The 21,812-nt window shown below is 71.4% G+C and carries 20 protein-coding genes; 11 read left to right on the top strand and 9 right to left on the bottom strand.

Annotated features, from left to right (window positions below):
- Positions 1-458 precede the first annotated feature (458 nt).
- Complete coding sequence (locus OG982_RS15525; RefSeq protein WP_030755667.1) at positions 459-797, top strand: MerR family transcriptional regulator; 339 nt, start codon at positions 459-461, stop codon at positions 795-797.
- A gap of 36 nt (positions 798-833) precedes the next feature.
- Here OG982_RS15525 and OG982_RS15520 read toward each other — a convergent pair whose 3' ends face one another.
- Entirely contained in the window at positions 834-2,042 is a 1,209-nt protein-coding gene (locus tag OG982_RS15520) for a PP2C family protein-serine/threonine phosphatase (RefSeq protein WP_266791929.1), read from the bottom strand.
- A gap of 522 nt (positions 2,043-2,564) precedes the next feature.
- Here OG982_RS15520 and OG982_RS15515 point away from each other — a divergent pair.
- Positions 2,565-2,909 carry a PRC-barrel domain containing protein gene (locus tag OG982_RS15515; protein ID WP_266948740.1) on the top strand — a complete coding sequence of 115 codons (345 nt, stop codon included), beginning with the start codon at positions 2,565-2,567 and terminating at the stop codon, positions 2,907-2,909.
- 67 nt (positions 2,910-2,976) lie between these two features.
- Here the strand turns inward: OG982_RS15515 and OG982_RS15510 are convergent, their stop codons facing one another.
- Positions 2,977-3,762, bottom strand: a complete 786-nt coding sequence (locus OG982_RS15510) for a hemolysin III family protein (RefSeq protein ID WP_266948739.1) — start codon at positions 3,760-3,762, stop codon at positions 2,977-2,979.
- Between the two features lie 300 nt (positions 3,763-4,062).
- Positions 4,063-4,782: a DUF4232 domain-containing protein gene (locus tag OG982_RS15505; RefSeq protein WP_266948737.1), complete on the bottom strand. Its 720-nt coding sequence runs from the start codon at positions 4,780-4,782 to the stop codon at positions 4,063-4,065.
- Between the two features lie 329 nt (positions 4,783-5,111).
- On the opposite strand from OG982_RS15505, the gene OG982_RS15500 reads away from it, so the two are divergent.
- The 3 genes from OG982_RS15500 to OG982_RS15490 all read left to right on the top strand — a co-directional run bounded on the left by OG982_RS15500 (position 5,112) and on the right by OG982_RS15490 (position 8,434).
- Positions 5,112-6,632: a helix-turn-helix transcriptional regulator gene (locus OG982_RS15500; protein ID WP_266948735.1), complete on the top strand. Its 1,521-nt coding sequence runs from the start codon at positions 5,112-5,114 to the stop codon at positions 6,630-6,632.
- A gap of 71 nt (positions 6,633-6,703) precedes the next feature.
- Complete coding sequence (locus tag OG982_RS15495) at positions 6,704-7,600, top strand: RNA polymerase sigma-70 factor (protein ID WP_266786489.1); 897 nt, start codon at positions 6,704-6,706, stop codon at positions 7,598-7,600.
- A gap of 54 nt (positions 7,601-7,654) precedes the next feature.
- Entirely contained in the window at positions 7,655-8,434 is a 780-nt protein-coding gene (locus OG982_RS15490) for an SDR family oxidoreductase (RefSeq protein WP_266786491.1), read from the top strand.
- A 93-nt stretch (positions 8,435-8,527) separates the two neighbouring features.
- Here OG982_RS15490 and OG982_RS15485 read toward each other — a convergent pair whose 3' ends face one another.
- The 6 genes from OG982_RS15485 to OG982_RS15460 all read right to left on the bottom strand — a co-directional run bounded on the left by OG982_RS15485 (position 8,528) and on the right by OG982_RS15460 (position 16,405).
- Positions 8,528-9,136: a response regulator transcription factor gene (locus tag OG982_RS15485; RefSeq protein WP_266791933.1), complete on the bottom strand. Its 609-nt coding sequence runs from the start codon at positions 9,134-9,136 to the stop codon at positions 8,528-8,530.
- A gap of 80 nt (positions 9,137-9,216) precedes the next feature.
- Positions 9,217-10,410, bottom strand: a complete 1,194-nt coding sequence (locus tag OG982_RS15480; protein WP_266786493.1) for a sensor histidine kinase — start codon at positions 10,408-10,410, stop codon at positions 9,217-9,219.
- Positions 10,411-10,426: 16 nt separating this feature from the next.
- A complete protein-coding gene (locus OG982_RS15475; RefSeq protein WP_266786495.1) occupies positions 10,427-12,589 on the bottom strand; it encodes an MMPL family transporter in 2,163 nt (720 codons plus the stop codon).
- Between the two features lie 482 nt (positions 12,590-13,071).
- Positions 13,072-13,548: a cupin domain-containing protein gene (locus OG982_RS15470; RefSeq protein WP_266786497.1), complete on the bottom strand. Its 477-nt coding sequence runs from the start codon at positions 13,546-13,548 to the stop codon at positions 13,072-13,074.
- A gap of 88 nt (positions 13,549-13,636) precedes the next feature.
- Positions 13,637-15,256 (bottom strand): MFS transporter, encoded by a 1,620-nt coding sequence (locus tag OG982_RS15465; RefSeq protein WP_266786499.1) that lies wholly within the window; start codon positions 15,254-15,256, stop codon positions 13,637-13,639.
- A 168-nt stretch (positions 15,257-15,424) separates the two neighbouring features.
- Positions 15,425-16,405: a hypothetical protein gene (locus tag OG982_RS15460; RefSeq protein ID WP_266786501.1), complete on the bottom strand. Its 981-nt coding sequence runs from the start codon at positions 16,403-16,405 to the stop codon at positions 15,425-15,427.
- A 229-nt stretch (positions 16,406-16,634) separates the two neighbouring features.
- Between OG982_RS15460 and OG982_RS15455 the strand changes: the two genes are divergently transcribed.
- The 6 genes from OG982_RS15455 to OG982_RS15430 all read left to right on the top strand — a co-directional run bounded on the left by OG982_RS15455 (position 16,635) and on the right by OG982_RS15430 (position 21,785).
- The gene (locus OG982_RS15455) at positions 16,635-16,799 is read left to right on the top strand and encodes a hypothetical protein (protein WP_266786503.1); all 165 of its coding nucleotides are present in this window, start codon (positions 16,635-16,637) and stop codon (positions 16,797-16,799) included.
- A 199-nt stretch (positions 16,800-16,998) separates the two neighbouring features.
- A complete protein-coding gene (locus OG982_RS15450; protein WP_266786505.1) occupies positions 16,999-18,030 on the top strand; it encodes a 2-dehydropantoate 2-reductase in 1,032 nt (343 codons plus the stop codon).
- A gap of 1 nt (position 18,031) precedes the next feature.
- Positions 18,032-19,114 (top strand): NAD(P)/FAD-dependent oxidoreductase, encoded by a 1,083-nt coding sequence (locus OG982_RS15445; protein ID WP_266948733.1) that lies wholly within the window; start codon positions 18,032-18,034, stop codon positions 19,112-19,114.
- 47 nt (positions 19,115-19,161) lie between these two features.
- Positions 19,162-19,461, top strand: a complete 300-nt coding sequence (locus OG982_RS15440; protein ID WP_266786509.1) for a 2Fe-2S iron-sulfur cluster-binding protein — start codon at positions 19,162-19,164, stop codon at positions 19,459-19,461.
- Between the two features lie 62 nt (positions 19,462-19,523).
- Entirely contained in the window at positions 19,524-20,288 is a 765-nt protein-coding gene (locus OG982_RS15435; protein WP_266786511.1) for a hypothetical protein, read from the top strand.
- Positions 20,289-20,408: 120 nt separating this feature from the next.
- On the top strand, positions 20,409-21,785 hold the full coding sequence (locus tag OG982_RS15430) for an acetyl-CoA carboxylase biotin carboxylase subunit family protein (RefSeq protein ID WP_266948731.1): 1,377 nt from the start codon (positions 20,409-20,411) through the stop codon (positions 21,783-21,785).
- Positions 21,786-21,812: the final 27 nt, after the last annotated feature.

Raw genomic sequence — 21,812 nt, 5'->3', positions numbered from 1 at the left:
GTGAAGTAAGTGACTAGCACCTCGGTGAAGGCGTCGGCTGCGGACGCGCGCACCGGGAAGTTCGGCAGTGGGGTTCTAAGCCAGAGCAGACGCAGGATGGGCAACGGGGCTGGCTGCCGAAGAGTGGCGCTGGGTCAGGCCACTGAGCAGTACGCAATACAGCAGTACCAGCAGTACCAGCAGTAAGCAGTTGATCACCGAGGGAAGAACGGAGGAGCCGAGCACCATCAGGATCGCCCGGGCGGAAGCCTTGAGCCCGGGTACCGCAGGACATCGATAGTGAGGTGGTCTCCGGTCAAGCAACCGCGATCCCCGCACTCCCGGCAGCATCTCGGTCGGGTCGGCGGAAACACAGCGTCGGCGCAGTATCAGGGCCGACAGATGGTGTAGTAGTTCCTTCGGGGCCCTGGTGCCGTACGGCACCAGGGCCCCTCCATGTGTTCCATGAGAGAGGTTCAATGACAGCAGACGACTCGTTCGGCCGTCTCGACGATGACGACTACCCCGCCTACACGATGGGCCGGGCCGCCGCCATGCTCGGCACCACCCAGGGCTTCCTCCGTGCTATCGGCGAAGCCCGCCTGATCACCCCGCTCCGCTCCGAGGGCGGCCACCGCCGCTACTCCCGCTACCAGCTCCGCATCGCCGCCCGCGCCCGGGAACTCGTCGACCAGGGCACCCCCATCGAGGCCGCCTGCCGCATCATCATCCTCGAAGATCAGCTCGAGGAAGCCCAGCGCATCAACGCCGAGTACCGCCGCGCCGCCGAATCATCCGCGCCGCCGTCCTCGGCCTGACGTCGGGATCGACGGGCCTCGGTCGTCGAAGGAGTGCTATTCGGGTGCGGACGCCTCCGCCGGGTCCGCCCCGGCGTCAGCGCTGCGTGTGACCTGGTGGGTACCGTGCCAGTCCAGGCACATGACCGTCGCGTCGTCCTGGAGACGGCCGCCATGCGCGCGCAGAATCTCGGCGACCAGAGCGCGGGAGGCCTCGCGGGGGTGGAGATCGCCCGTGCGCACAACCAGGGAGGGCAGATCGACCTCCACAGCGCGGCGCTCGAGCATGCCGTCGGTGAGCATCACGAGGCGGTCACCCGGCTGCAGGTCCAGCCGCTGCACCCGATAGGCGGTACGTGGCTGGATACCGAAGGGGAGATCGACCTCGGGAACCATCTGCTCGACCCTTTCCCGCCTGAGGCGGAGCGGCCAGGGATGCCCGGCGTTGACGAACTGGGTGGTCCCGTCGAGCAGGCTGATGCGCAGCAGCTGCCCAGTGACGAAGCCCCGCCTGCCGTGGTCGATGACGGCCCGGTTGGCCTCCAAGGCCTGTACTTCGAGCTCGGCGCCGGCACGCCTGGCTCTGCGAAGGGCGCCCACTGCGAGGGTGGCGAGTAGCGCGGCTTCCACGTCGTGGCCCATGGCATCGGTGACGGAGAGTTGCATGGTGTCGCGGTCGACGACGTAGTCGAAGGTGTCACCGCCGACGTGCGTGGCCGGTTCCAGCGCTCCGGCGACCGTGAACTGGGCTGCCTCACACGCCAGTGAGGTGGGCAGGAGTCGGTGCTGGATCTCGGCGGCCAGGTTCAGGGGCCGTGTACGGCGACCCCATTGGTAGACGTCGGTGAAGGACCGATTGGCGATCACGATGTAGGCCAGGGCGTGAGCGGTCGCGCCGATCTGCCTCATCGCGAAGTCGTCGGGGTGATCCGGCAGGAAGAGTTCGAGCAGGCCGATGGCGTCGCCGCGGTTGGTGACGGGCGCCACGACCCTGACCCGACTGTTGCCCTCTCGCTGGAGGGCCGGCCGCTGTGTGCGCAACGCGTCCGCGTAGAGGGTGCCGGGCAGAGCGACGCGCTCAGGGGGCTCGTCGGACTCGACGCTGTCGGCTGCCCCGAGCCGCACCACTGACGACCCGGTGAAGTCGACGATCAGGAACGAGACCACAGCAGCGTTCAGGCGGTCCCTGAGCATCCGTGCGACGACATCCAGTGACTCCACAGGGGAGGCGGATTCCGCTGCCGCGAGCACGCCCGCAAGGTCCACCTCCACCAGCTGCTCTCCGCCGGCGCGTCCCTGATGGGCGCCTGGATCTCGCTCCTCGGTTGGGGGCATGACCGCTCCTCTCCTCCTCCGACACCGTGGGACCGGCCCTCCACGAGAACTGCTCCCTGACGCTCTTTCCGAGCGCCCGAGGCCTTACGGTCGGCCCCCACTGCCTCGTCGAAGCCATCCATCTGGGGTCGCAGCCTGTGACCACAGCCGGCACAGATCCGAGAAACCCTCAGGGCCGACCGTCTTCAACCCTGCCCGAGGACCCGCACGCCAGGTGGCTGCTGCTGCCCGCGCAGGCCGCGCTGCCTGACTGGTTCACCCGAACAGCAGGCATCGGCCCTACTCGGGGACGCTGCCCGGCCACCGGCATAGCACGCGCGCCCGGAATCCTCTGAGGACCCGGTTACGAGGCAAGCACCGGGGCATGGGGATGGACGAGCCAAGCCGGCCGTGTGGCTGTGGCCGCCGCCTTCGAGCCGAGAGTGAGGAGACGGGGTTGTGAGCGGTGTGTGGATGTACGCGCAGGACAGCGGCTACACGTCCCTGCAGTCACTGATGGGGTTCACGGTTGAGGCGGCTGACGGAACGATCGGGCACGTGGACCGCCAGCAGGACCAGCCCGGCATGCAACACCTGGTCGTCGACACCGGCGTGTGGGTGTTCGGCAAGAGCATTCTGATCCCGGCCGGCGCCGTCGCCGGCATCGACACCGAAACACGGACGGTAAGGGTGACAGGGACCCGGGAAGAGATCAAAGCCGCTCCCCAGTTCACCACCGACAGCGAAACGGCTGACCACCGCTACCTGTCCGCCGTCGGCAACTACTACCTCTCCCTCCGCCGCCCCCTCGCACCCTGACCCGAAGCCAGCCGGCAACTCGCCCGCCCCAGGGCGACAGCAGCCCCCCGGCAGAACATTGCCGTGCTCAGTAGACGGTGAAGGAGATGGCGATGTAGTGCGCGGTGAAGGCTGCCACGGTCAGGGCGTGGAAGACCTCGTGAAAGCCGAACCAGCGGGGCGAGGGGTCGGGGCGCTGAAGGGCGTAGACAACCGCGCCCGCACTGTAGAGAAGCCCACCGGTCACGATCAAGGCGAGTACGGGCGCCCCACCCCTGTCCAGGAAGTCGGGCAGGTAACGCACCGGTGCCCAACCCAGGGCCAGATAGCAGGGGGTGTACAGCCAGCGGGGAGCTCCGACCCACAGGACACGGAAGGCGATGCCGGCCAGAGCGCCCGTCCACACGATCCACAGCAGGACGGACCGCTGGTCAGGGGGAAGAAGGAGCACGGCAAGCGGGGTACAGGTGCCGGCGATGATCAGGAAGATGTTGGCGTGGTCGAGGCGACGCAGAACGGCCTCACCGAGTGGTCCCCACGTGCCGAGGTGGTAGACGGCGCTCGTCCCGAACAGCATCCAGGCGGTGACGGAGTACACGGTGCAGGCCAGGGTGGCGTGCGGTGTCCCCGCCAGGCAGATGAGGACGATGCCCGCGGCCAGCGATGCGGGGATCATTCCGGCGTGAAGCCAGCCTCGTAGCTTCGGCTTGTTCGCCTCCACCAGATCGGCCGCTCGCTCGACCAGGTCGGCAACCGGGTGGAAGTCCTCGACGGCCTTGTCACGGTGCGATCCGGAGGGAGGACCACTTGCGTCGCATCCTCCGGCCGTCGGTGCGGAAGACACACCGCCGGTTTCGACGTCGTCGCGGGACACTGCTTCCCTTCCTGCCTCGGACTGCTGGGCGTCACTGGCAACCACGTGCTCATGTTAGGAGCCTGCCCGCAGAAGCATGGCCCGAGAGCTGCCTCGGACCACCGGGCCGGCACCGCCGGACATGGTCTGTTCAGCCGCCCATGGTTCCGGTCCTGGAGGCCTGCCCCCAACTGGGGCCGTGGAAGTCGTGTAAGTCGGCGGGCCATGGGAACGATCAGGGCTTCCGAAGCCCAGGACAGTTGAGCCCGCCCGGCGACACACCCCGTAGGACGGCCGGGGGCCGCGGCCCCCGGGACTCCGTCAGAAGGCGCTCAGCGCGTCGCGGGTGTTGGTGCGGTACAGGCCGACCTTCGGGTTGGCGACGCTGCCCGGCTTGGACAGCTGGAGGCTGACGCCGTCCGCGTTCGGCATGTGCTCCTTGTCGGCCAGGACGTTGACCTCGTCGGCCACGGGGCCGTTGCCACCCGACGGGTTGAGGTCCACGGCCGCGTACGCGGTGGCGCCGGGGTGCACCGGGTACGCCGGGGCGCCGCCCAGTCCACCGGGGGCAGTGGCCTGGAGACCGAGCGCGCGGCCCTTGGCGCTGAAGCCGACGGTGGGGAAGTAGTCCAGACCGCAGGAGGTGGAACCGTTGTTGGTCACGGTGATGACGCGGACGGTGGCCGGAGCGCCCGTCGGGGAAGTGACCTTGACGGTCAGGTCACGCGCCGAGCAGGGGTGGGTGTAGGCGTAGGAGTCACCGGTGGTGTTCCCCGTGTTCTTGCCGCTTGAACCGGCCTTCGCCGGGGTGGCGGTGGCCGTGCCGGTTCCGGTGGCCTTGCCGGCGGACGGGGCGGTGGAGGCGCCCTCCCCGGACGGCGCCACGGTCCCGGTCGAGACCGACTTGTCCGCGCTCTTGGTCGCGGCGGGGTTCGTGGTCGGCCCGCCGGCGCTGTCCGAGCCGCCGCAGGCGGTCAGGGCCAGAGCGAGGCCGGCGGTGGCGGCGACCAGGGCGGTGGTGCGGAGTCGGTAGGTGCGCATGGGGAACTCTCCGTGTCGGTGCGGTCGTCAGACGGAGGCTTCCGCTTCCTGTCTGACGAGACGTTGGGTGGGGCTGCTGTTCCGGTCGGCTGCTGCCGCAGGCGGCCGAGGGCGGTCGGTGGGGCGGGTGGGGGCCCTCCCGTTGCGACCGCCGAATCCGACCGCCGATCCGATCGGCGGACCGACGGGCTGATGACGCAACTGTGGGGCCGGTTTTGTTCCAGTGGCGTCTCGACGGGGATAGTAGGAACCCTGGAACGCTCCCGACCCTTCTCACCTGGGCGATCGGGCGAGCCTGGAACGTGTTCCGGGATGAGGGGGAGGGTGGAATGGCCACGGAGACGGAGCGGTTCGCGGATCTGATGCGCGAGTTCAAGGAGCGCTCGGGGCGCAGCTACGGCACGCTCGCGAAGCGTCTGCACTCCAGCAACTCGACGCTGCACCGCTATTGCAGCGGCGCGGCGGTGCCCACGGATTACGCCCCGGTGGAGCGGTTCGCCCGAGTCTGCGGTGCCTCGGCCGACGAACTGGTCGCGCTGCACCAGCAGTGGCTGCTGGCGCTGGTGGAGCGGCGGCGGGCGGTGACGGAGGGGCAGGCCCCGGGGTCGGGGGCGGCGAACACCGTGGCGCCGCGGGGCGGTGACGCCGCCCCGGAGGTGCCGCCTGCATCGGCGGTGGTGGTGGATGGGGAGGCTTCGGAGGTCCGGCCGCAGGCGGAGACCGAACCCGCATCGCCCCCGGCGCCCGCTGCGGAGGCACCCGCCCCGGCGCCTACCCCCGCTCCCGCGTCGGCAGCGGCGGAGGCCCCCGCCCCTGCACCGGCAACGGCAACGGCAACGGCAACGGCAACGGAGGCACCCGCACACGCCCTCGCCGCCCTTGTCCAGCCGGGCCCCGCCCGGGCCTCCGTACCGAGGGCCCGGCGTCCTCGGCTGCTGCTCGCCGTTGCGGCCGCCGTGGCCACCGCCGCGGTGGCGGGGACCGCCGCCGCCGTCTCCGCCATGGGAGATGCGGGTCACGGGGACACGCGCCGCGGCGCCGCCCAGCCGTCCTCGCGCGAGCGGGCGGCGGCGGGCCCGGCGTTGCCGTCCGGCGGGTCGTCGTCACCCACGCCCACAGCCGATTCCGCACCCCCGTCCAGCCCCGGACCGTCGTCCCCCTCGGCAACGTCCGCGTCCCCCTCGACCACGTCCACCTCGCAGGCCACCGCCAAGGAGGGGGCCTCCCCCACCGCCCCGTTCACGGTCAACGTCCTGCCCGACAACTGGGACAGCCCCTGCGACCAGTGGTTCGCCCTGGACAAGGAACCCGGCACGGTCCCCCCGCCCCCCGCCGGGCAGGCGACCGAAGGGTGGGCCCGGGCCCTGCACGCCGTCCCGGCGGGGCACCTGCGCATGCAGCTGACCGTCCAGGGCACCGAGGGCAAGGCCGCGGTCCTGCACGCGCTGTACGTCCATGTCGTGAGCGGCCGCAAGGCTCCCGGCTGGAACGCTTACACCATGGGCGCCGGTTGCGGCGGCGCGCTGGTGCCGGCGTCCTTCGCCGTGAACCTGGACGACGCCTCCCCGAGGGCCAGGCCCGTACCCGGCAAGGAGGGCGAGCGGCCGACGGCCTCGACCGACTTCCCGTACAAGGTCTCCGCCACCGACCCCCAAGTGCTGAACATCGACGCCGCCACACTCGGTCAGGACGTCAGCTGGTACCTGGAGCTGGCCTGGAGCAGTGGCGACCGCCAGGGCACCACCCGCGTCGACGACCACGGCCGCCCGTTCCGCACGGTCGCCCTGAAGCCCGGCCACAGCTACTGGTACAACGAGAACAACAACGCCTGGCTGCCGGACACGGAATGAAAGACCCATTGCACCCGGTCCGAAAAGCGGCCGATGTCCGGGCACTCCGCCCCGGACACTAGCGTGTGGTCATGGACACGGCAGAGGAATTCGAGACCCACCGACCGCGGCTGTTCTCGCTGGCGTACCGGATGCTCGGCTCGGCGGCCGAGGCCGAGGACGCCGTGCAGGACGCGTACCTGCGCTGGCACGGGACCGAGCCCGGGCAGGTGGTCGCGCCGGGCCCGTGGCTGGCCAAGGTGGTCACCAACCTGTGCCTGAACCGGCTCACCTGCGCCCGGGCGCAGCGCGAGGAGTACGCCGGCCCCTGGCTCCCCGAGCCGGTGGGGACCGGCGCCGGGGCGCTGGGGCCGATGGAGACGGCGGAGCAGCGGGACGCGGTGTCGTTCGCGGTGCTGACGATGATGGAGCGGCTGTCGCCCCCCGAGCGGGCCTGCGTGGTGCTGCGCGACGCCTTCGAGTACAGCCACCGGGACATCGCGGGCGTCCTCGACTGCTCGGAGGCGAACGCGCGCCAGCTCTACCGCCGGGCCAAGCAGCACCTGGCCGACGACGGCCGGCCGCGGTTCGCCACCACGCGGGAGCAGGACGGAGAGCTGCTCGCCCGGTTCCTGGCCGCCGCGGCCGAGGGGGCGATGGCCCAGCTGGAGCGGCTGCTCTCCGAGCAGGTGGTCGTCTGGTCGGACGGCGGCGGCAAGGTGAGTGCGGCGCTTCGGCCGGTGGTCGGACGGGACAACGCGGCCCGCTTCCTGGTGGGCCTCTTCTCCCGGTGGGTGAACGGCGTGCAGATCGGCTTCGCCGAGGCGAACGGCGTTCCGGCGGTGGTCGGCTGGGAGGACGGCGAGCTGACGGCGTTCGGGGCGCTGGAGCTCGGCGAGGACGGGGTCACCGGCATCCGGCTCGTCCGGAACCCGGACAAACTGGCCTTCCTCGCGACTCAGCTCCGGGAGCTGTCACAAAACGCCTGACCCGTCGGTTCTTCATCGGTGAAAGCGACGGCGACCGGCGAGAGGCTGAGACTGATGACGACCAACGACGCGATCATGGTGACCGGCGCGACGGGCACGCTCGGCCGCGAGGTGCTGGAGCGGGCCCGCCGCACCGGGCGCCCGGTCCGCGCGCTCACCCGCAGGGCCGAGGTGCCGGACGACTCCGGGGTGGCCTGGTACACCGGCGACCTGACCACCGGCACCGGACTGGACGAGGCGCTCACGGGTGTCCGTACCGTGATCCACTGCGCGAGCGACATCCGGCACTTCAAGAACGACGTCCCCGGCTTCCGGCACCTGCTGGAGGCCGGAGCGCGGGCCGGTGTCGAGCACGTCGTCAACATCTCGATCGTCGGCGTCGACGAGATCCCCTACCCGTACTACCGGGTCAAGCTGGAGGGCGAGCGGCTGCTCGCCGACTCGGGGATCGGCTGGACCAACCTGCGGGCCACGCAGTTCCCCGCGCTGCTCGACCTCGCCTTCGGGGTGCTGTCCAAGCTCCCGGTGGTCCTCGTGCCGTCCGGCACGGACTGCCAGCCGGTGGACCCGGGCGAAGTGGCGGACCGCCTCGTCGAGCTGGCCCTCGGGGAACCGGCCGGCCGGGTGTCCGACTTCGCCGGCCCGGCCGTGCACCCGGCCGCCGGCCTCGCCAAGGACTGGCTGCGCGCGGTCGGCAAGCGCCGCGCCGTCCTCCCCGTCCACGTCCCCGGCAGGATCGGCGCCGCCTGGCGCGCCGGACACCTGACGGCCCCCGACCACGCGACCGGCCGACTCACCTGGGAGCAGTACCTCACCGAACGGGTCGCCCCCTGACCCCCGGGCCGCCCCGAGAGGACCGGCAAGGGGGATCAAGGCGGGGCGCCCGCCGCCCTCGCGCCCGCCGCAGGCCCGGGGCCGCCGTCGCGGTCAGTCTCCGGGAACGACGAGCCCCGACTCGTACGCCACGATCACGAGCTGCGCCCGGTCGCGTACCCCCAACTTCCCCATGATCCGGCTCACATGCGTCTTCGCCGTGAGGGGACTCAGGGCCAGCGCGTCGGCGATCTCGGTGTTGTTGAGGCCCCGGGCCACGAGGGTGAGGACCTCCCGTTCGCGCGCGGAGAGCGGGTCGAGGGCGGCGGGGGCCGGGGTGGTGGAGCTGGGGGTGCGCAGGACCCGGGCGATCAGTCGGGCGGTCGGGCCCGGCGAGAGGAGCGACTCGCCACCGGCCACCGTACGGATGGCGGCCAGGAGTTCGGCCGGTCTGGTGTCCTTCACGAGGAAGCCGGAAGCCCCGGACCGCAGCGCTTCGACGACGTTCTCGTCGGTGTCGTACGTCGTGAGGACCAGGACCTTCACCCCGGCCAGGTCTTCGGCGGAGGCGATGAGCCGGGTCGCCTCGATGCCGTCGGTGACCGGCATCCTGATGTCCATGACGACCACGTCGGCCCGCTCGGAGTGGGCGAGGTCGAAGGCTTCGCGCCCGTTGCCCGCCTGTCCGACGACCTCCATGTCGGGAGCCGATTCGATGAGCATCGCGAAGGCCGCCCGTACGAGGGTCTGATCGTCCGCGAGGAGGACGCGGATGACGCGGTCGTGCCCGACGGGTGACGTGGTCACGCGGATGACTCCAGGGAAGGGGAAGGGGAGCGGGGTGGGAGCGGCAGGCTCGCCGCGACTTCGAAGCCACCGCCGGAGCGGGGGCCCGTCCGCAAGGTACCGCCGACACTGCGGGCCCGCTCGCCCATACCGACGATGCCGAAACCCGCAGTGGTGGAGTCCGCTCCAGGGCCTTGGCCGTCGTCACTGACGGCGACCCGAAGAGACCCGTCAGCCACCGCCACCCGGACCCGGACCGTGGTTTCGGGGCCCGCGTGGCGGACCGCGTTGGTCAGCGACTCCTGAACGATCCGATAGGCGGCGGCCCCCACGGCCGGCGGGACATGGATCCCGCCGGTGTCCAGGATCAGTTCCGCGTCGGCCGCACGGACCAGATCGGGCAGCCCTGCGAGGTCCGGCAGCGGCCCGCGCTCGTCGGCGCGGAGCACGGTCAAGGTGGTACGGAGCTCCGCGCGTGCCTCACGGCAGGTGTCGGCGATGGAGTCCAGCGCCTCGGCGATCGCCGCCCGGTCGAGCCGGTCCGGGTCGACGGCGAGCACATGGGCGGCGACCGAGGTGCGGACACCGATCAGCGTGATGCTGTGGGCCAGCAAGTCGTGCAGGTCGCGAGCGATGCGCAGACGCTCCTCCGCGATCTTGCGGTCGGCGTCCTGTCCGACCCGGGCGCTCTCCTCGGCGAGGTACTTGCGGTAGTTGCGGACGGCGACGCCGAGCACGAGGGCCGACACCAGCCAGCCGGAGGTGCGCAGTACGTCCAGGGCGCGGTGGGCACCGTTGGACGACATGGCGCTCACCGCGAAGGCCACGACGCACACACCGACCGCCACCGTCCGGCGGACGGTGCCGGTGGCGGCCACGGTGTACAAGGCGAGTACTGCGGCCGGAACGGGGGCGGCGTGGGCGTTGTCGAGCAGTTGGTACGAGGCGATGCAGGCGACGGTCGCGATCATCACCCCGAGCGGGTGCCGCCGCCGCCACACCAGGAGCAGGGCCGAGCAGGCGAGCAGGGCCCACCCGAGCGCGTCCGGTCGCATCGCGGTGTCGGCGTACGCCACCGCCCCGCAGAGCAGGGCGACACCGGCCGCGATCATCGCGTCGTTCCGCGTTGGGTGCCCGGCCGCCAGGGGGTCCTGGTGCAGTACGCGCAGTACGCGCCCGGCCGCGCTCGGGGGGTCGATCACTTCTGCCACCCGGACATCGTCGCTCTCATCGCCGGTCGCCGACCAGTTCCAGTGCGGGTCCGGAAACCGGGGCCGAGGTACCGGAAGGCCGACCCGGCCACCACACCCTGCGGCCGAGCAACACACTGGCGCTGGTCACCAAGTACGTGCGCACCAGGAAGGTGTCCAGGATCACCCCGATCGCGACGACCGTGCCCATTTCCACGAACATCACCAGCGGCAGCGAGGCGAGCACCGCGAAGGTCGCCGCCAGGACGATCCCGGCCGAGGCGATCACTGCGCCGGTGGTGCGGAGCGCGATCAGCGCGGCTTGCCTCGGTTCGGCGCCGCCCCGGGTCTCCTCGCGGGTTCGGTGCATCAGGAAGATGCCGTAGTCGACGCCGAGGGCGACCAGGAAGACGAAGGTCAGCAGAGGCAGCCCCGGATCGACGCCGGTGAAGCCGAACACCGGGCCGAAGACCAGTCCGCCGATACCCAGCGCCGCGCCCCACACCAGCACGACGGCGGCGACCAGGAGCAGCGGGGCGACCAGGCTGCGCAGCAACAGGGTGAGGACGAGCAGCACCGCGACGAGGACCAGGGGAATGACGATCAGGCGGTCGTGGGAGTTGGTGGTGGCCAGGTCGAGTTGCCGGGCGCTCGCGCCGCCCACGTGCGCGCCGTCGAGATCGGCCCGCAGCCGTTCGATGAGGGCGGTCTCCCCCTCGGACTCCGGCGCGGACTCGGCGGTGACGGCGATCTCGGTCCAGCCGCCGCCGCTGCGGCCCCGCTCGGCGCTCGCGACGCCGTCGACGGACCTGGCTCCGGCGAGAATCCGGTCGGCGGCTTCGGTAGGCGCCATGACCTCTATCGGCCGGCTGCTGCGATCCGGGAAGGCCTTGGCCAGCGTTCCCATGGCGGCGATCGACTCGGGCTTGCCGGTGAAGCTGTCCTCCCTCTTGAGCGCCCCGGGCAGGTTGAGCACACCGAGCGCCAGCGCGCCCAGCAGCACGACTCCTGTCACGAGCACGGCGACCGGCCGCTTGCCCGCCGAACTCCCCATCACGGCGAAGACGTTCGTTGCGCGCCGCTTGGGTTCGCTGCCGTACGCGGGGATCAGCGGCCAGAACACCCTCCGTCCGAGCAGCACCAGGATCGCCGGCAGCAGCGTCGTCATCGCGATCAGCGCGCACAGCACGCCCACCGCTCCAACCGGGCCGAGGCCACGGATGTTGTTGAGGTCGGCGGCGAACAGACAGGCCAACCCCGCCACGACGGTCCCGCAGGAGGCCAGCACGGCCGGCCCGCAACCGCGCAGCGCGGTGCGCATCGCATCGTACGGATGCGGGGTACGGCGCAGTTCGTCCCGGTAGCGGGCGACGAGCAGCAGTGCGTAGTCGGTGCCGGCGCCGAACACCAGGACCGTCATGATCCCGGCGCTCTGGCTGGTCACGGTGAGTCCGAAGCCGGAGGCGAGCCCGTACACGGCGGCCCGCGCGCAGACGGCCGCCGCCCCGACCACCACCAGCGGCACCAGCCAGAGCACCGGGCTGCGGTAGGTGAGGATCAGGAGCAGGGCCACCACCAGGCCGGTCGCCAGCATCAGCGTCCCGTCGATGGAGCCGAACACCTCCTTGGCATCGACTTCGACGGCGCTGTCGCCGCCGACCCACACGGTCAGCCCGTCGGTGCCGCGCGTGTGGGCCCGTACGTCCTCGACGAAGGCCTTCTTCGCGGCGTCGTCCGTGCCGGGCGCGGCCGTGGACACCGCGTACATGAGAGTGGTGCCGTCTGCGGATGGAACGCCGGGTCCTCGGAGGGTCGCGGCGAAGTCCCGGGGATCCTTCGACGTGGCAAGCAGGGCGGGGGACTTGGCGGACCCGGTGTCCGTGGTACCCGCCGGGACCGTGACCGCCGCGACCTGCCGTTCGGCGGTGTCCCGGTCGGCGGCGGTCAGCCCGCCGTCGCGGTGGTAGACGAGCAGCACGCCGGTCGCCTCGCCGCCGGGCAGTTTCTCCTGGAGCCTGGCCACCTGCGTCGAGTCGGCGCCCGACGGCAGATAGTCCGCCGTCCGGTCACGCTGTACGTCCGCGAGCCTGCCCGCGAACGACCCGGCGACGGCGATCACGATCACCCACAGCGCCAGTACGCCCCACGGAACCACCTTGCGGCGTGCACCTGTTCGCGCTGTTCGCGCTGTCTGCCCCATCTCGGGCCCCTCCGCATGGATTCGGACCGGTGGCCGCGGTGGCCCGCCCGGTTGCATCCAGCGTCCCGTCTTCGACGCACCGTTCCGTCACACCGACGCAGGAGATCACCCCTACTCCCCCGGGTGTCCCGGGCCCTCCCGTACTCCCCCGGGAGTAACGCTGCGCGTCGTCGGTCACCCCTCTTTGAGCCCTCTGGCGATGAGCACCTCGCGCAGGCGTCCAGCCGTCTCGGCCGCTTGGTCCGGCGGCAGTGGCAGGACACCGTTCTCCGTCATCAGAGCGTGGAACTGCTGCTTCGAGTACGGGACGCCAGTCGGCAGGGGGGCCACGTGCCAGTGCAGATGCGCATTGCCCTGCTGGCTGCCGAGCGAGTAGAGGTACGTCCGCTCCGGCTCGCAGACGGCCTCGACGACAAGGGCGATCTCCGGCCGGAGCCGGCGGTCCGGCGACGCCAGGACCTCTACGCGGTGGGGAGCGCTGGTCAGGCGTGCTCGTCCGAGGGCTGCTGGACAGGCTGGACCGACCAGCTTGGCGGCTCGTCGTCGCCCGAGTCCTCGTCGCGCTCCGCGTCGGCGGCTGCCGCCTGGATCTTGCCCGGCGCGTGGTGGACCGGCGCGTATACGGCGTAGAGCTGTAGGGCCTCGTCACCGATGTTGGTGACGTTGTGCCAAGTGCCGGCGGGCACGAAGATCGCCCAGCCATCCTCGACCTCGCGGTCGAAGTCGAGTCGATCCTTCGTGCGGCCCATCTGGACGCGGCCCCGGCCTGCGTCGAGTCGTAGGAACTGGTCGGTCTCCGGGTGCGCCTCCAAGCCGATGTCCTCACCCACCGGAATCGACATGAGGGTCAGCTGAAGGAACTTCCCGGACCAGGCGACCGCGCGATAGTTCGTGTTCTCGAGCGTCGCCTTCTCAAGGTCGAAGCTTTGCGGTTCCGGCCCGATGTCCTTGATCGTCATATTTCTCTCCCGGTCAATGAAGGCGGTACGCGGTACACGGTTCATACGCACAGGACCCCACCTACCTCGGTGCCCGGGCTGCGAGGTTTTAGACCGGCGCCGTCGAGCGGGGCTGGGCCGTCGGGATGCGGTGGGTGAAGAACAACGCGAGCAGGGCCGCGAGGGCGAGGATGGCGAGGGCGGCCTGGAGGCCGTCGAGCCTGGCTGCGGCGTTGGCGTCCAGTGCGGCTTGGGTCACCTCGCTGCTGGTGCCGGCTTCGTCGAGGGCCGTCTCGAGCTGGGCGTCCGACAGGAAGGGTGCGCCGCTTTGGATCTTGACGGTCGCCTGGCTCTTGACGCTGTCCGGGATCGCCGGATTCTGCTCGATGCTGGTCAGGAAGGAAGCGGCGAGCGCGGCGATCATGATCGATCCGGCGAGGGCCGTACCGATCGAGGCGCCGAGGTTGGTGACGGCGTTCTGGACGCCGCCGACCTCCGCGCTCTTGTCTTCCGGTACCGCGGACACCGTGACCGACCCGAGCTGGGACGCCAGCGCGCCCATGCCGAGCCCGATCAGCAGGAGGGGGACGGTGACGACTTCCGCACCGGCGTCCGCGTCGAGCGCGGCCATCAGGACCACCGCACCGGCGAGCAGGGCGAGGACCCCGAGCCGTACCACCCGCCGCGGCGAGACGTCGGGGAGGAAGCGGGGGATCAGGACCGCGGCCGCCAGCAGTGTCACCGACAGCGGCAGGAGGCGGGCACCGGTCTGCAGTGCGGACAGGCCGAGGGCGACCGACAGGTAGAGCGGTACGACGAAGAACACGCCCATCTGCACGAGGTACTGGAAGAAGAACATGGTCAGCCCGCCGGTGAGCTGCCTGTTCTGTAGCAGCGCCGGGTCGATGAGCGGGTCCCCGCCCCGTTCCACGACGCGGGCCTCCCAGCGCAGGAAGACCCAGATCAGCAGCAGACCTGCCAGCATCAGCCACACGACCAGCGAGATCCCGAGCCACGAGGGCGCGTCGGGCTTCGGCTGGAACCAGCCCCATTCGTCCGAGCGGAGCACCCCGTAGACGAAGAGCCCGAGCCCCAGCGCGGACAGCACGGCGCCGACGAGATCGATGCGCTTGCGTTCGCCGACCGGGGCGTCGGCGATGCGGCGGGCCAGCACCAGGATGCCGAGCACCACCAGCACCTCACCGGCGAAGACCCACCGCCAGGAGAAGTACGTCGTCGCCACACCGCCGATGAGCGGCCCGACCGCGATCGCCACGGCTCCCGCCGCCGCGACGAGTCCGTAGGCGGCGGGACGGCGTTCAGGGACGAAGTTGCCGGCCACCAGCGCCACGATCGCGGGCAGGATGAGCGCCGCCCCGAGACCTTCGAGGAGCGCCCAGCCCAGCAGGAGCACCGCCAGGTTCGGTGCGAGCGCCGTGGTGAGGGAGCCGGCCCCGTAGATGCAGCAGCCGATCAGGAACGCGCGTTTGCGGCCGATCAGCGCCCCGACCTTGCCGCCGGGGATCATGAACATGGCCATCACGAGGGTGTAGGCGGTGATCGCGCCCTGGATGCCCGTCACGGTCGTGCCCACGTCCTCGGCCACCGTCGCGATCGAGACGTTCATGACCGAGCTGTCGAGCGCCATCAGGAACTGACCGGCCGAGAGCGTCAGCAGGACGACCCGCGCTGTTGCCGAACTCTCGACCGAGCCTGTCCTTGATGCCATGGGTGGGATCGTCCCAGCAAACCCGTAGGGCGGATCCGCGACTCGCCAGGCATATCAACCGATTGGCGGGCTGTGCTGCTCCATGCGGAAGGCCGTGCCCTCGCCGTTCAACTGACCACCTGGGTGGCCCGGTGCCGCCGGCACGGCGGCGCGCATCCGCTGTCCCGGTCAGTCGGTCAGCCAGCCGGCGCGGCGGGCGTAGCTGCCGGCCTGGAAGCGGCTCTGGGCGTCCAGTTCCGTCAGCAGGTCGGCGACGTGGCGGCGGTAGGTGGTCGTCGACATCGACAGCCGGCGGGCGGCCATTTCGTCCTTCATGCCCGCGTCGAGCAGGTGGAGGATGGAGCGGCGGAGCTCCTCCTTCGGGGACGTCTGGGCGGCGGCCGTGTCGGCGGCCACGAAGGGGCGGCCCGAGTCCCAGACGCTTTCCCACGAGCGGTAGAGGTGGCGGACCAGGGACGGGTCGCGCACGACGAGCGCGCCCTGACCCGGGGGCTGTTCGGGGTCCGAGATGATCGCGGTGGCGGCGTCGATCAGCAGGAGGCGGTCGGGGATGTGGCTGACCGTGCGGAACTCCACGCCCAGTTCGGTCATGCGGCTCAGGTGCTGGCGCATGTAGCCGTGGGACAGCGCGGCATGCGGGTAGAGGGTGCGGCACAGCACGCCGCGGGCGACCGGCTCGGCAGTGCGGCGGTAGGCGTCGTCCAGCGCCTCGGGCGGCGGTACGTGGGGGTGGGCAGCGAGGAGTTCCACCCGCATCGAGGCCGAGATCCGCTCCAGCGCGACACGGATGGCGTCGAGGCTGGTGAGGTACTCGACCGGTGCCTTCATGAAGTGGCCCTGCCACGCCTCCTCGAAGACCGGCTTCATCGCCATCACATGCGCGCCGAGCTCGTCCGCCCGGCGGCGCAGCCGCCGGATGTCGGCCTCGATGGGGCCGACCAGGTGGGTCAGCGCGACCTCGGGGTTGCTCGGGAGGTACTCGACCGGACCGTCAGCGGGTCCCCCGCAGTTGCCGAGCTCCGCGCCCTGCCGCGGGCGGAGCAGGCTGAGGGCCGCGAGGTCGGCCACGGCCGCCTCGATCTCGTCCGCCGTCCGGTCCAGATCCAGCATGGCGACGACCGGGTGCAGCGAGCCGCGCTCCAAAGCCATGCGGTAGAGCGTCACATGAAGTTCACAAAACTCCGGAATTTTGGATTCCGATGTCGCATCTGTCCGATTCTCCACGTTCCTGGCCTCCCTTGAGGGTGAGTGGAAGTTGTCTGCGACTTGTCACCACCGGGTTTCGGTGGCACCCCGGCAATTGCTTCGGCAAGCTGATCCCAGAAGGGCAGGGGGTTGCGCCCTTCGAATCAACAGCTGCTTTGGGGGACGTTTTACCGTGGTTACCGCACGTATCACTTCTGTATTTCTGCTCGCGCTCGCCCTCGCCGGTGTGACGGCACAGGCCGGCTTCGCCGGGGCCACCGCGGATGAGGTCAACGCACCTGCTCTGGCCAGCGCGAACGCGACCTACGAGCTCATCTGGCACGCACCGGGCGCCTGATCGGCCGGAGTGCGGGACCGGCTGTACACCAACCGGGAAACCGGGTTTATAAGAGCGGCAGCACGGCGCTTGTCACGTGAATGCCCACCCGACACCTGCCCCGATTGCGGAATTGTCGCGCACGATCCGTACGGGCGCGATTCGGGTGCACGCAGGACGGGGCACCGCTTTCAAATGGACTATACCAGAGGGCTCTGAAATGGGAACGGACGCTATTAGGGCGAACCGCATCGGCGGCATGAAGGTGGCGGTGATCGGTTCCGGCGGCATCGGCGGCTACTTCGGCGCCCGGCTCGCCGGGGCGGGACACGATGTGCATTTCGTGGCCCGCGGCGCGCATCTCGCGGCGCTGCGCGAGCACGGCCTGACGGTGACCGGACCCGGCGGGACCACGACCCTGCCACGGGTGTCCGCCTCCGACGGCACGGACGGCACGGACGACACCGCCGGCGCAGGCAGCACCGACGGCGCAGGCGGCAGCGAAGGCGGCGGCCGCACCGGCCCGGTGGACCTGGTGCTGCTCGCCGTGAAGACCTGGCAGCTGGGCGCCGCGCTCCCGCTGCTGGACCCGCTGGTCGGGCCCGGCACCGCCGTGCTGACCCTGCAGAACGGCGTCACCGCGCCGGAGGAGACCGCCGCCGCGGTCGGCCGCGCCGCCGTCCTGCCGGCCGTAGCGAAGATCATCACCATGCTGGACGGGCCCGGCCGGATCCGGCACGTCGGAGGCGCGGGCTCCCTCACCTTCGGCGAGTGGGACAACCGGGACAGCGAGCGGGTCCGCCGGATCCGCGATGCCTTCACCGGGGCGGGCGTGCCCGTCACCGTGCCCGCGGACATCTGGGCCGAACTGTGGGCGAAGCTGCTCTTCGTCGTGCCCTTCGGCGGACTCGGCGCCGCCACCGGCGCGACCATCGGCGAGCTGCGCACCCGCCCCGGCACCCGGCAGCTGCTCGCCGACGGCATGGCGGAGGTCCGGCTGGTCGCCGAGGCGCACGGGGTCACCCTGCCCGCCGGAATCATCGAGGAGACCCTCGCCTTCGTGGACGCGCAGCCCGCCGAGGGCACGTCCTCGCTGCAGCGCGACATCGCCGCCGGCCGGCCCTCCGAACTCGACGCCTGGACCGGCGCCGTGGCGGGGCTCGCCGCCCGTGCCGGGGTCGCCGCGCCGCTCCACGGCTTCCTCCACCAGCTCCTCGCCCTGCGCGAGGACCGTGCCCGCGCGGAGGCCTGACATGACCACCCGGCCCCAGGCGGCCGCCCCGCCCGACGCGGCCGCCCCGCACGAGGCGCCCGACGCGCCCGCGATCCCCGACCACACCACCGACCTGACCGTCATCGGCGCCGGACCCGCCGGCCTGTACGCCGCGTACTACGCCGGGTTCCGCGGCCTGAGCACCACCGTCGTCGACACGCTCGCCCACCCGGGCGGGCAGGTCGCCGCGCTCTACCCGGAGAAGTTCCTGTACGACATCGCCGGGCATCCCGCGATCAAGGGGCGCGACCTCGTCGACAACCTGCTCGCGCAGGCCGCCCCGTTCGGGACCCGGCACCTGCTCGGGCAGACCGCCACCACCCTGGTACGGGACGGTGACGGCTGGCTGGTCGGCACCGACGCGGGCCGGCTGGTGCGCACCGGGGCCGTGGTGATCACCGCGGGCCTGGGCAGCTTCAGCCCGCGCACCCTGCCGTGCGCCGTCCCGTACGAGGGCCGCGGTGTCGCGTACCACGTGGCCCGGCTCGACGATCACCGCGACAGGGACGTCATCGTCGTGGGCGGCGGCGACAGCGCGGTCGACTGGGCGCTCGCCCTCGCCCCGCTCGCCCGCAGCGTCACGCTCGTCCACCGCAGGGGCGCCTTCCGGGCGCACGAGCACAGCGTCCGCCAGCTCCACGACTCCCCCGTCGAGATCCTGACCGACGCCCGGGTCACCGCCTGCGAGGGCGGCGGCGCCCTGGAGCGGGTACGGATCACCGCGGGCGACACCGTCCTGGAGCGGCCCGCCCAGGCGCTGGTCGCCGCGCTCGGCTTCACCAGCCGGCTCGGCCCGATCGCCGGCTGGGGGCTGGCGCTCGACAACCGCCAGATCTCCGTGGACCAGGCCATGCGCACCAGCCTGCCCGGCGTCTACGCCGCCGGCGACGGCTGCACCTACCCCGGCCGCGTCCCCCTGATCTCGGTGGGCTTCGGCGAGGCGGCCACCGCGGTCAACCACGCGGCCGTCGCCCTGCGCCCCGGCTCCCGGCTCGCCCCGGAGCACTCCTCCGACACCGTCCCGCCCCCGCTCACCCCGCCCGGCGTGCCCGCCACGAGGTGACCGGCCGACGCCGCTTCGCCGGCACTCCCTAGGAAACGCCAACTCCGATGAACCTCAAGAAGCTCACGCTCCAGCCGCAGGGCCTGGAGGTCTTGCTCCCGGCGGGTTCCCGCCTCACCGACCTCGAGTACGAGATCCAGCAGCGCGTCATCCCCTTCGGCTGCCGGTCGGGGGCGTGCGGCGCCTGCGTGGTCGAGGTCCTGGAGGGCGGCGTAGCGGCCCTGGGCGAACCCGACCCCGACGAAATCGACTTCCTGGAGGACCTCGGCAAGTCCGGCGGCGACCACCGTCTGGCCTGCCAGTGCCGCCTCCTGGACGCCGCGACCCTGCGCGTCGCGGACAACTGACCCATCACCGCACGCAGAACACCAGTTCACGTCATCACGCAACAGAAAGAACCGTCACCACCATGACCAACCGCGTCATCAACGCCGGCTACGAGAACCGCTTCCCGTTCCTCAACGCCGCCCGCTCCCTCGAACTGCGCGCCGCCATCGACGAGCAGATCGACCAGCAGGTGCAGGAGTGGTACGAGTCCGTGCCGCACGCCGCGCACCTGGAGGGCAAGAACGTCGACTCCGCGTACTACAAGCGCCACCTCGTCGAGACGGCATGGCGCATCCGCCTGCTGCGCGTCGCCGAGTCCAAGGCCCTGTCCGAGATCGCCAAGCGCAGCCCCGAAGCCGCGCAGATCTGGGCCAACTACGAGCAGGAGGAGATGCTCCACGACGAGCTCTTCATCGACGACCTCGCCAAGGTCGGCGTCTCCCGCGAGGAGTTCCTCGCCATCGAGCCGTACCTGTCGACGAAGCTGCTCACCGGCTACTTCTCCTACCTCCTCGACCACGAGGGCCCGCTCGGCGTCGTCGCGTACTCGTACCTCGTCGAGTACGTGAACGTGAAGCTGGAGCCGCGCAAGCTCGTCGCGCTCAAGGAGTCGGTCGGCGAGGGCAACCTGGCCGGCCAGATCAGCCACTCCCACACCGACATCAACGACGACCACCCGGGCGAGGTCTGGGCCGCGCTGCGCTTCCTGATCCGCAGCGACGAGGACATCGCGGCGCTGCGCACCTACCTGCGCGAGCACCAGTCGATCCTCGCCCTCTACTACAAGGAGCTCTACGAGGACACGATCCTCGGCGCCGAAGAGGCCGCGGAGCTCGCGGCCGTCTGACCGACGGCCCGGCCGGGAGCGCGGCGGGCGCCACTCACCCCCAACGGCGCCCGCCGCGCCCCCACCCGCACGCCGCCGCCCCGTGCACCGGTTCCCACCCCACTGCGAAAGGACGGCCGGGTGAACCACCCCCGTACCCCGCGTGACACCACCGCGCCCGACCCGGACGACCGCGGGGGTGTCCTCCTCCTCAGCCACGTCGGGTTCTCCTTCCTGGAAGACCTGATCGGCGCGCTCGACAGCCGCGGCGTCAAGACGTACGTCCTGACGTCCCGGCCGCTGCCCGAGCACCTGCCCGAGCGCCTCGACGACCTGGCCGCCAAGGCGTACGACGTCCACTCGGCCGACTCCCACGTGCTGACCCGCGCCGACGTCGAGGACCACCTCGCCGCACTGGACCGCCGCGGCGAACGCGTCCTCGGCTGCCTCACCGTCTGGGAGGGCTACCGCCACCTGATGGCGCACGCCAACTCCCTCCTGAACCTCCCCGACCTCGCCGAGGAGCAGGTCCTGGCGCTGCGGGACAAGCTCGCCCTGCGCAACGGCCTCGCCGACGCCGGTCTCGGCCGCACCCGGGCCACCGCCCTCACGCCCGACTCGCTCGCCGCCCACCAGGCCGGCGGGGGCCGGTACTTCGTGAAGCCGGTCAGCGGCATCGCGTCGCTCGGCACCTTCGCGCTCACCGCCGCAACCACCTGGGCCGACGTCGAGCGCATCGCCGACGAGGCCCGCCAGGACCCGGTCTACGCCTCCGCGTTCGCGGCGGGCGTGCCGTTCCTCGTCGAGGACTACCTGCCGGGGCGGGAGTTCAGCTTCGAGGTGCTCGTCGCCGACGGCAGCGCGCATCTCGTCGCCGTACACGAGAAGTCCGAGGTCACCGAGACCGCCGGAGCGGTCCTGGAGAACGCCTGCGTCAGCCCGCCCGGCTCCCTGGGCCCGGCGGACCTCGCCGCGGGCCGCGCCTGGGTGCTCGGCCTGCTCGCCCACCTGGACCTGCGCTGGGGCTGCTTCCACATCGAGGCCCGCCACCACGAGGGCCGCTGGGAGCTGATCGAGGTCAACCCCCGGGTCGGCGGCAGCCTGATCTCGCACAGCGTGAAGGCGCTGGTCGGCACGGACGACCTGCTCGGCCTGTGGATCGACCTGCTGCTGGCCGCCGCCCGGCCCGGCCCGGACGCCCTCGGCGTCTGGAACCGGCGGCTCGCGGAGATCTCGTACCGCCCCGACGGCACCTCGCCCGCGCGCCGGGCCACCTTCTTCCGGGTCTTCTTCGGCGAGCGCGGCCGCATCGCGCGGATCGCACTCGCCGAGGACCTGCCCGCGCGGCCCGTCGTCGCGCAGATCCTCGCCAAGGTGGGCGACCTGATCGACTCCGAGGCGCGCGAGGTCTTCCTCGGCCAGCTGCTGTGGAGCATGCCCCTCGACGAGCGCGAGCGGCTGCTCCCCGAACTCATCCGGGCGTCCCACGACGCCATCGAAGTCCAGTACGAGATGTGAACGCCCGGCACTGCGCCGGCAGGCAGG

The sequence above is a fragment of the Streptomyces sp. NBC_01551 genome (assembly GCF_026339935.1).
Lineage (GTDB): Bacteria > Actinomycetota > Actinomycetes > Streptomycetales > Streptomycetaceae > Streptomyces.
Note: the sequence above shows the minus strand (reverse complement) of the source record. Positions and strands in the feature narration are given on the sequence as shown.

Excerpts from the sequence above, each read along its gene's own strand:
- OG982_RS15525 (WP_030755667.1), top strand. The coding sequence starts at position 459 with ATGACAGCAGACGACTCGTTCGGCCGTCTCGACGATGACGACTACCCC.
- OG982_RS15515 (WP_266948740.1), top strand. The coding sequence starts at position 2,565 with ATGTACGCGCAGGACAGCGGCTACACGTCCCTGCAGTCACTGATGGGG.
- OG982_RS15505 (WP_266948737.1), bottom strand. The coding sequence starts at position 4,782 with ATGCGCACCTACCGACTCCGCACCACCGCCCTGGTCGCCGCCACCGCC.
- OG982_RS15500 (WP_266948735.1), top strand. The coding sequence starts at position 5,112 with ATGGCCACGGAGACGGAGCGGTTCGCGGATCTGATGCGCGAGTTCAAG.
- OG982_RS15495 (WP_266786489.1), top strand. The coding sequence starts at position 6,704 with ATGGACACGGCAGAGGAATTCGAGACCCACCGACCGCGGCTGTTCTCG.
- OG982_RS15490 (WP_266786491.1), top strand. The coding sequence starts at position 7,655 with ATGACGACCAACGACGCGATCATGGTGACCGGCGCGACGGGCACGCTC.
- OG982_RS15485 (WP_266791933.1), bottom strand. The coding sequence starts at position 9,136 with ATGCTCATCGAATCGGCTCCCGACATGGAGGTCGTCGGACAGGCGGGC.
- OG982_RS15475 (WP_266786495.1), bottom strand. The coding sequence starts at position 12,589 with ATGGGGCAGACAGCGCGAACAGCGCGAACAGGTGCACGCCGCAAGGTG.
- OG982_RS15470 (WP_266786497.1), bottom strand. The coding sequence starts at position 13,548 with ATGACGATCAAGGACATCGGGCCGGAACCGCAAAGCTTCGACCTTGAG.
- OG982_RS15465 (WP_266786499.1), bottom strand. The coding sequence starts at position 15,256 with ATGGCATCAAGGACAGGCTCGGTCGAGAGTTCGGCAACAGCGCGGGTC.
- OG982_RS15460 (WP_266786501.1), bottom strand. The coding sequence starts at position 16,405 with ATGGCTTTGGAGCGCGGCTCGCTGCACCCGGTCGTCGCCATGCTGGAT.
- OG982_RS15450 (WP_266786505.1), top strand. The coding sequence starts at position 16,999 with ATGGGAACGGACGCTATTAGGGCGAACCGCATCGGCGGCATGAAGGTG.
- OG982_RS15445 (WP_266948733.1), top strand. The coding sequence starts at position 18,032 with ATGACCACCCGGCCCCAGGCGGCCGCCCCGCCCGACGCGGCCGCCCCG.
- OG982_RS15440 (WP_266786509.1), top strand. The coding sequence starts at position 19,162 with ATGAACCTCAAGAAGCTCACGCTCCAGCCGCAGGGCCTGGAGGTCTTG.
- OG982_RS15435 (WP_266786511.1), top strand. The coding sequence starts at position 19,524 with ATGACCAACCGCGTCATCAACGCCGGCTACGAGAACCGCTTCCCGTTC.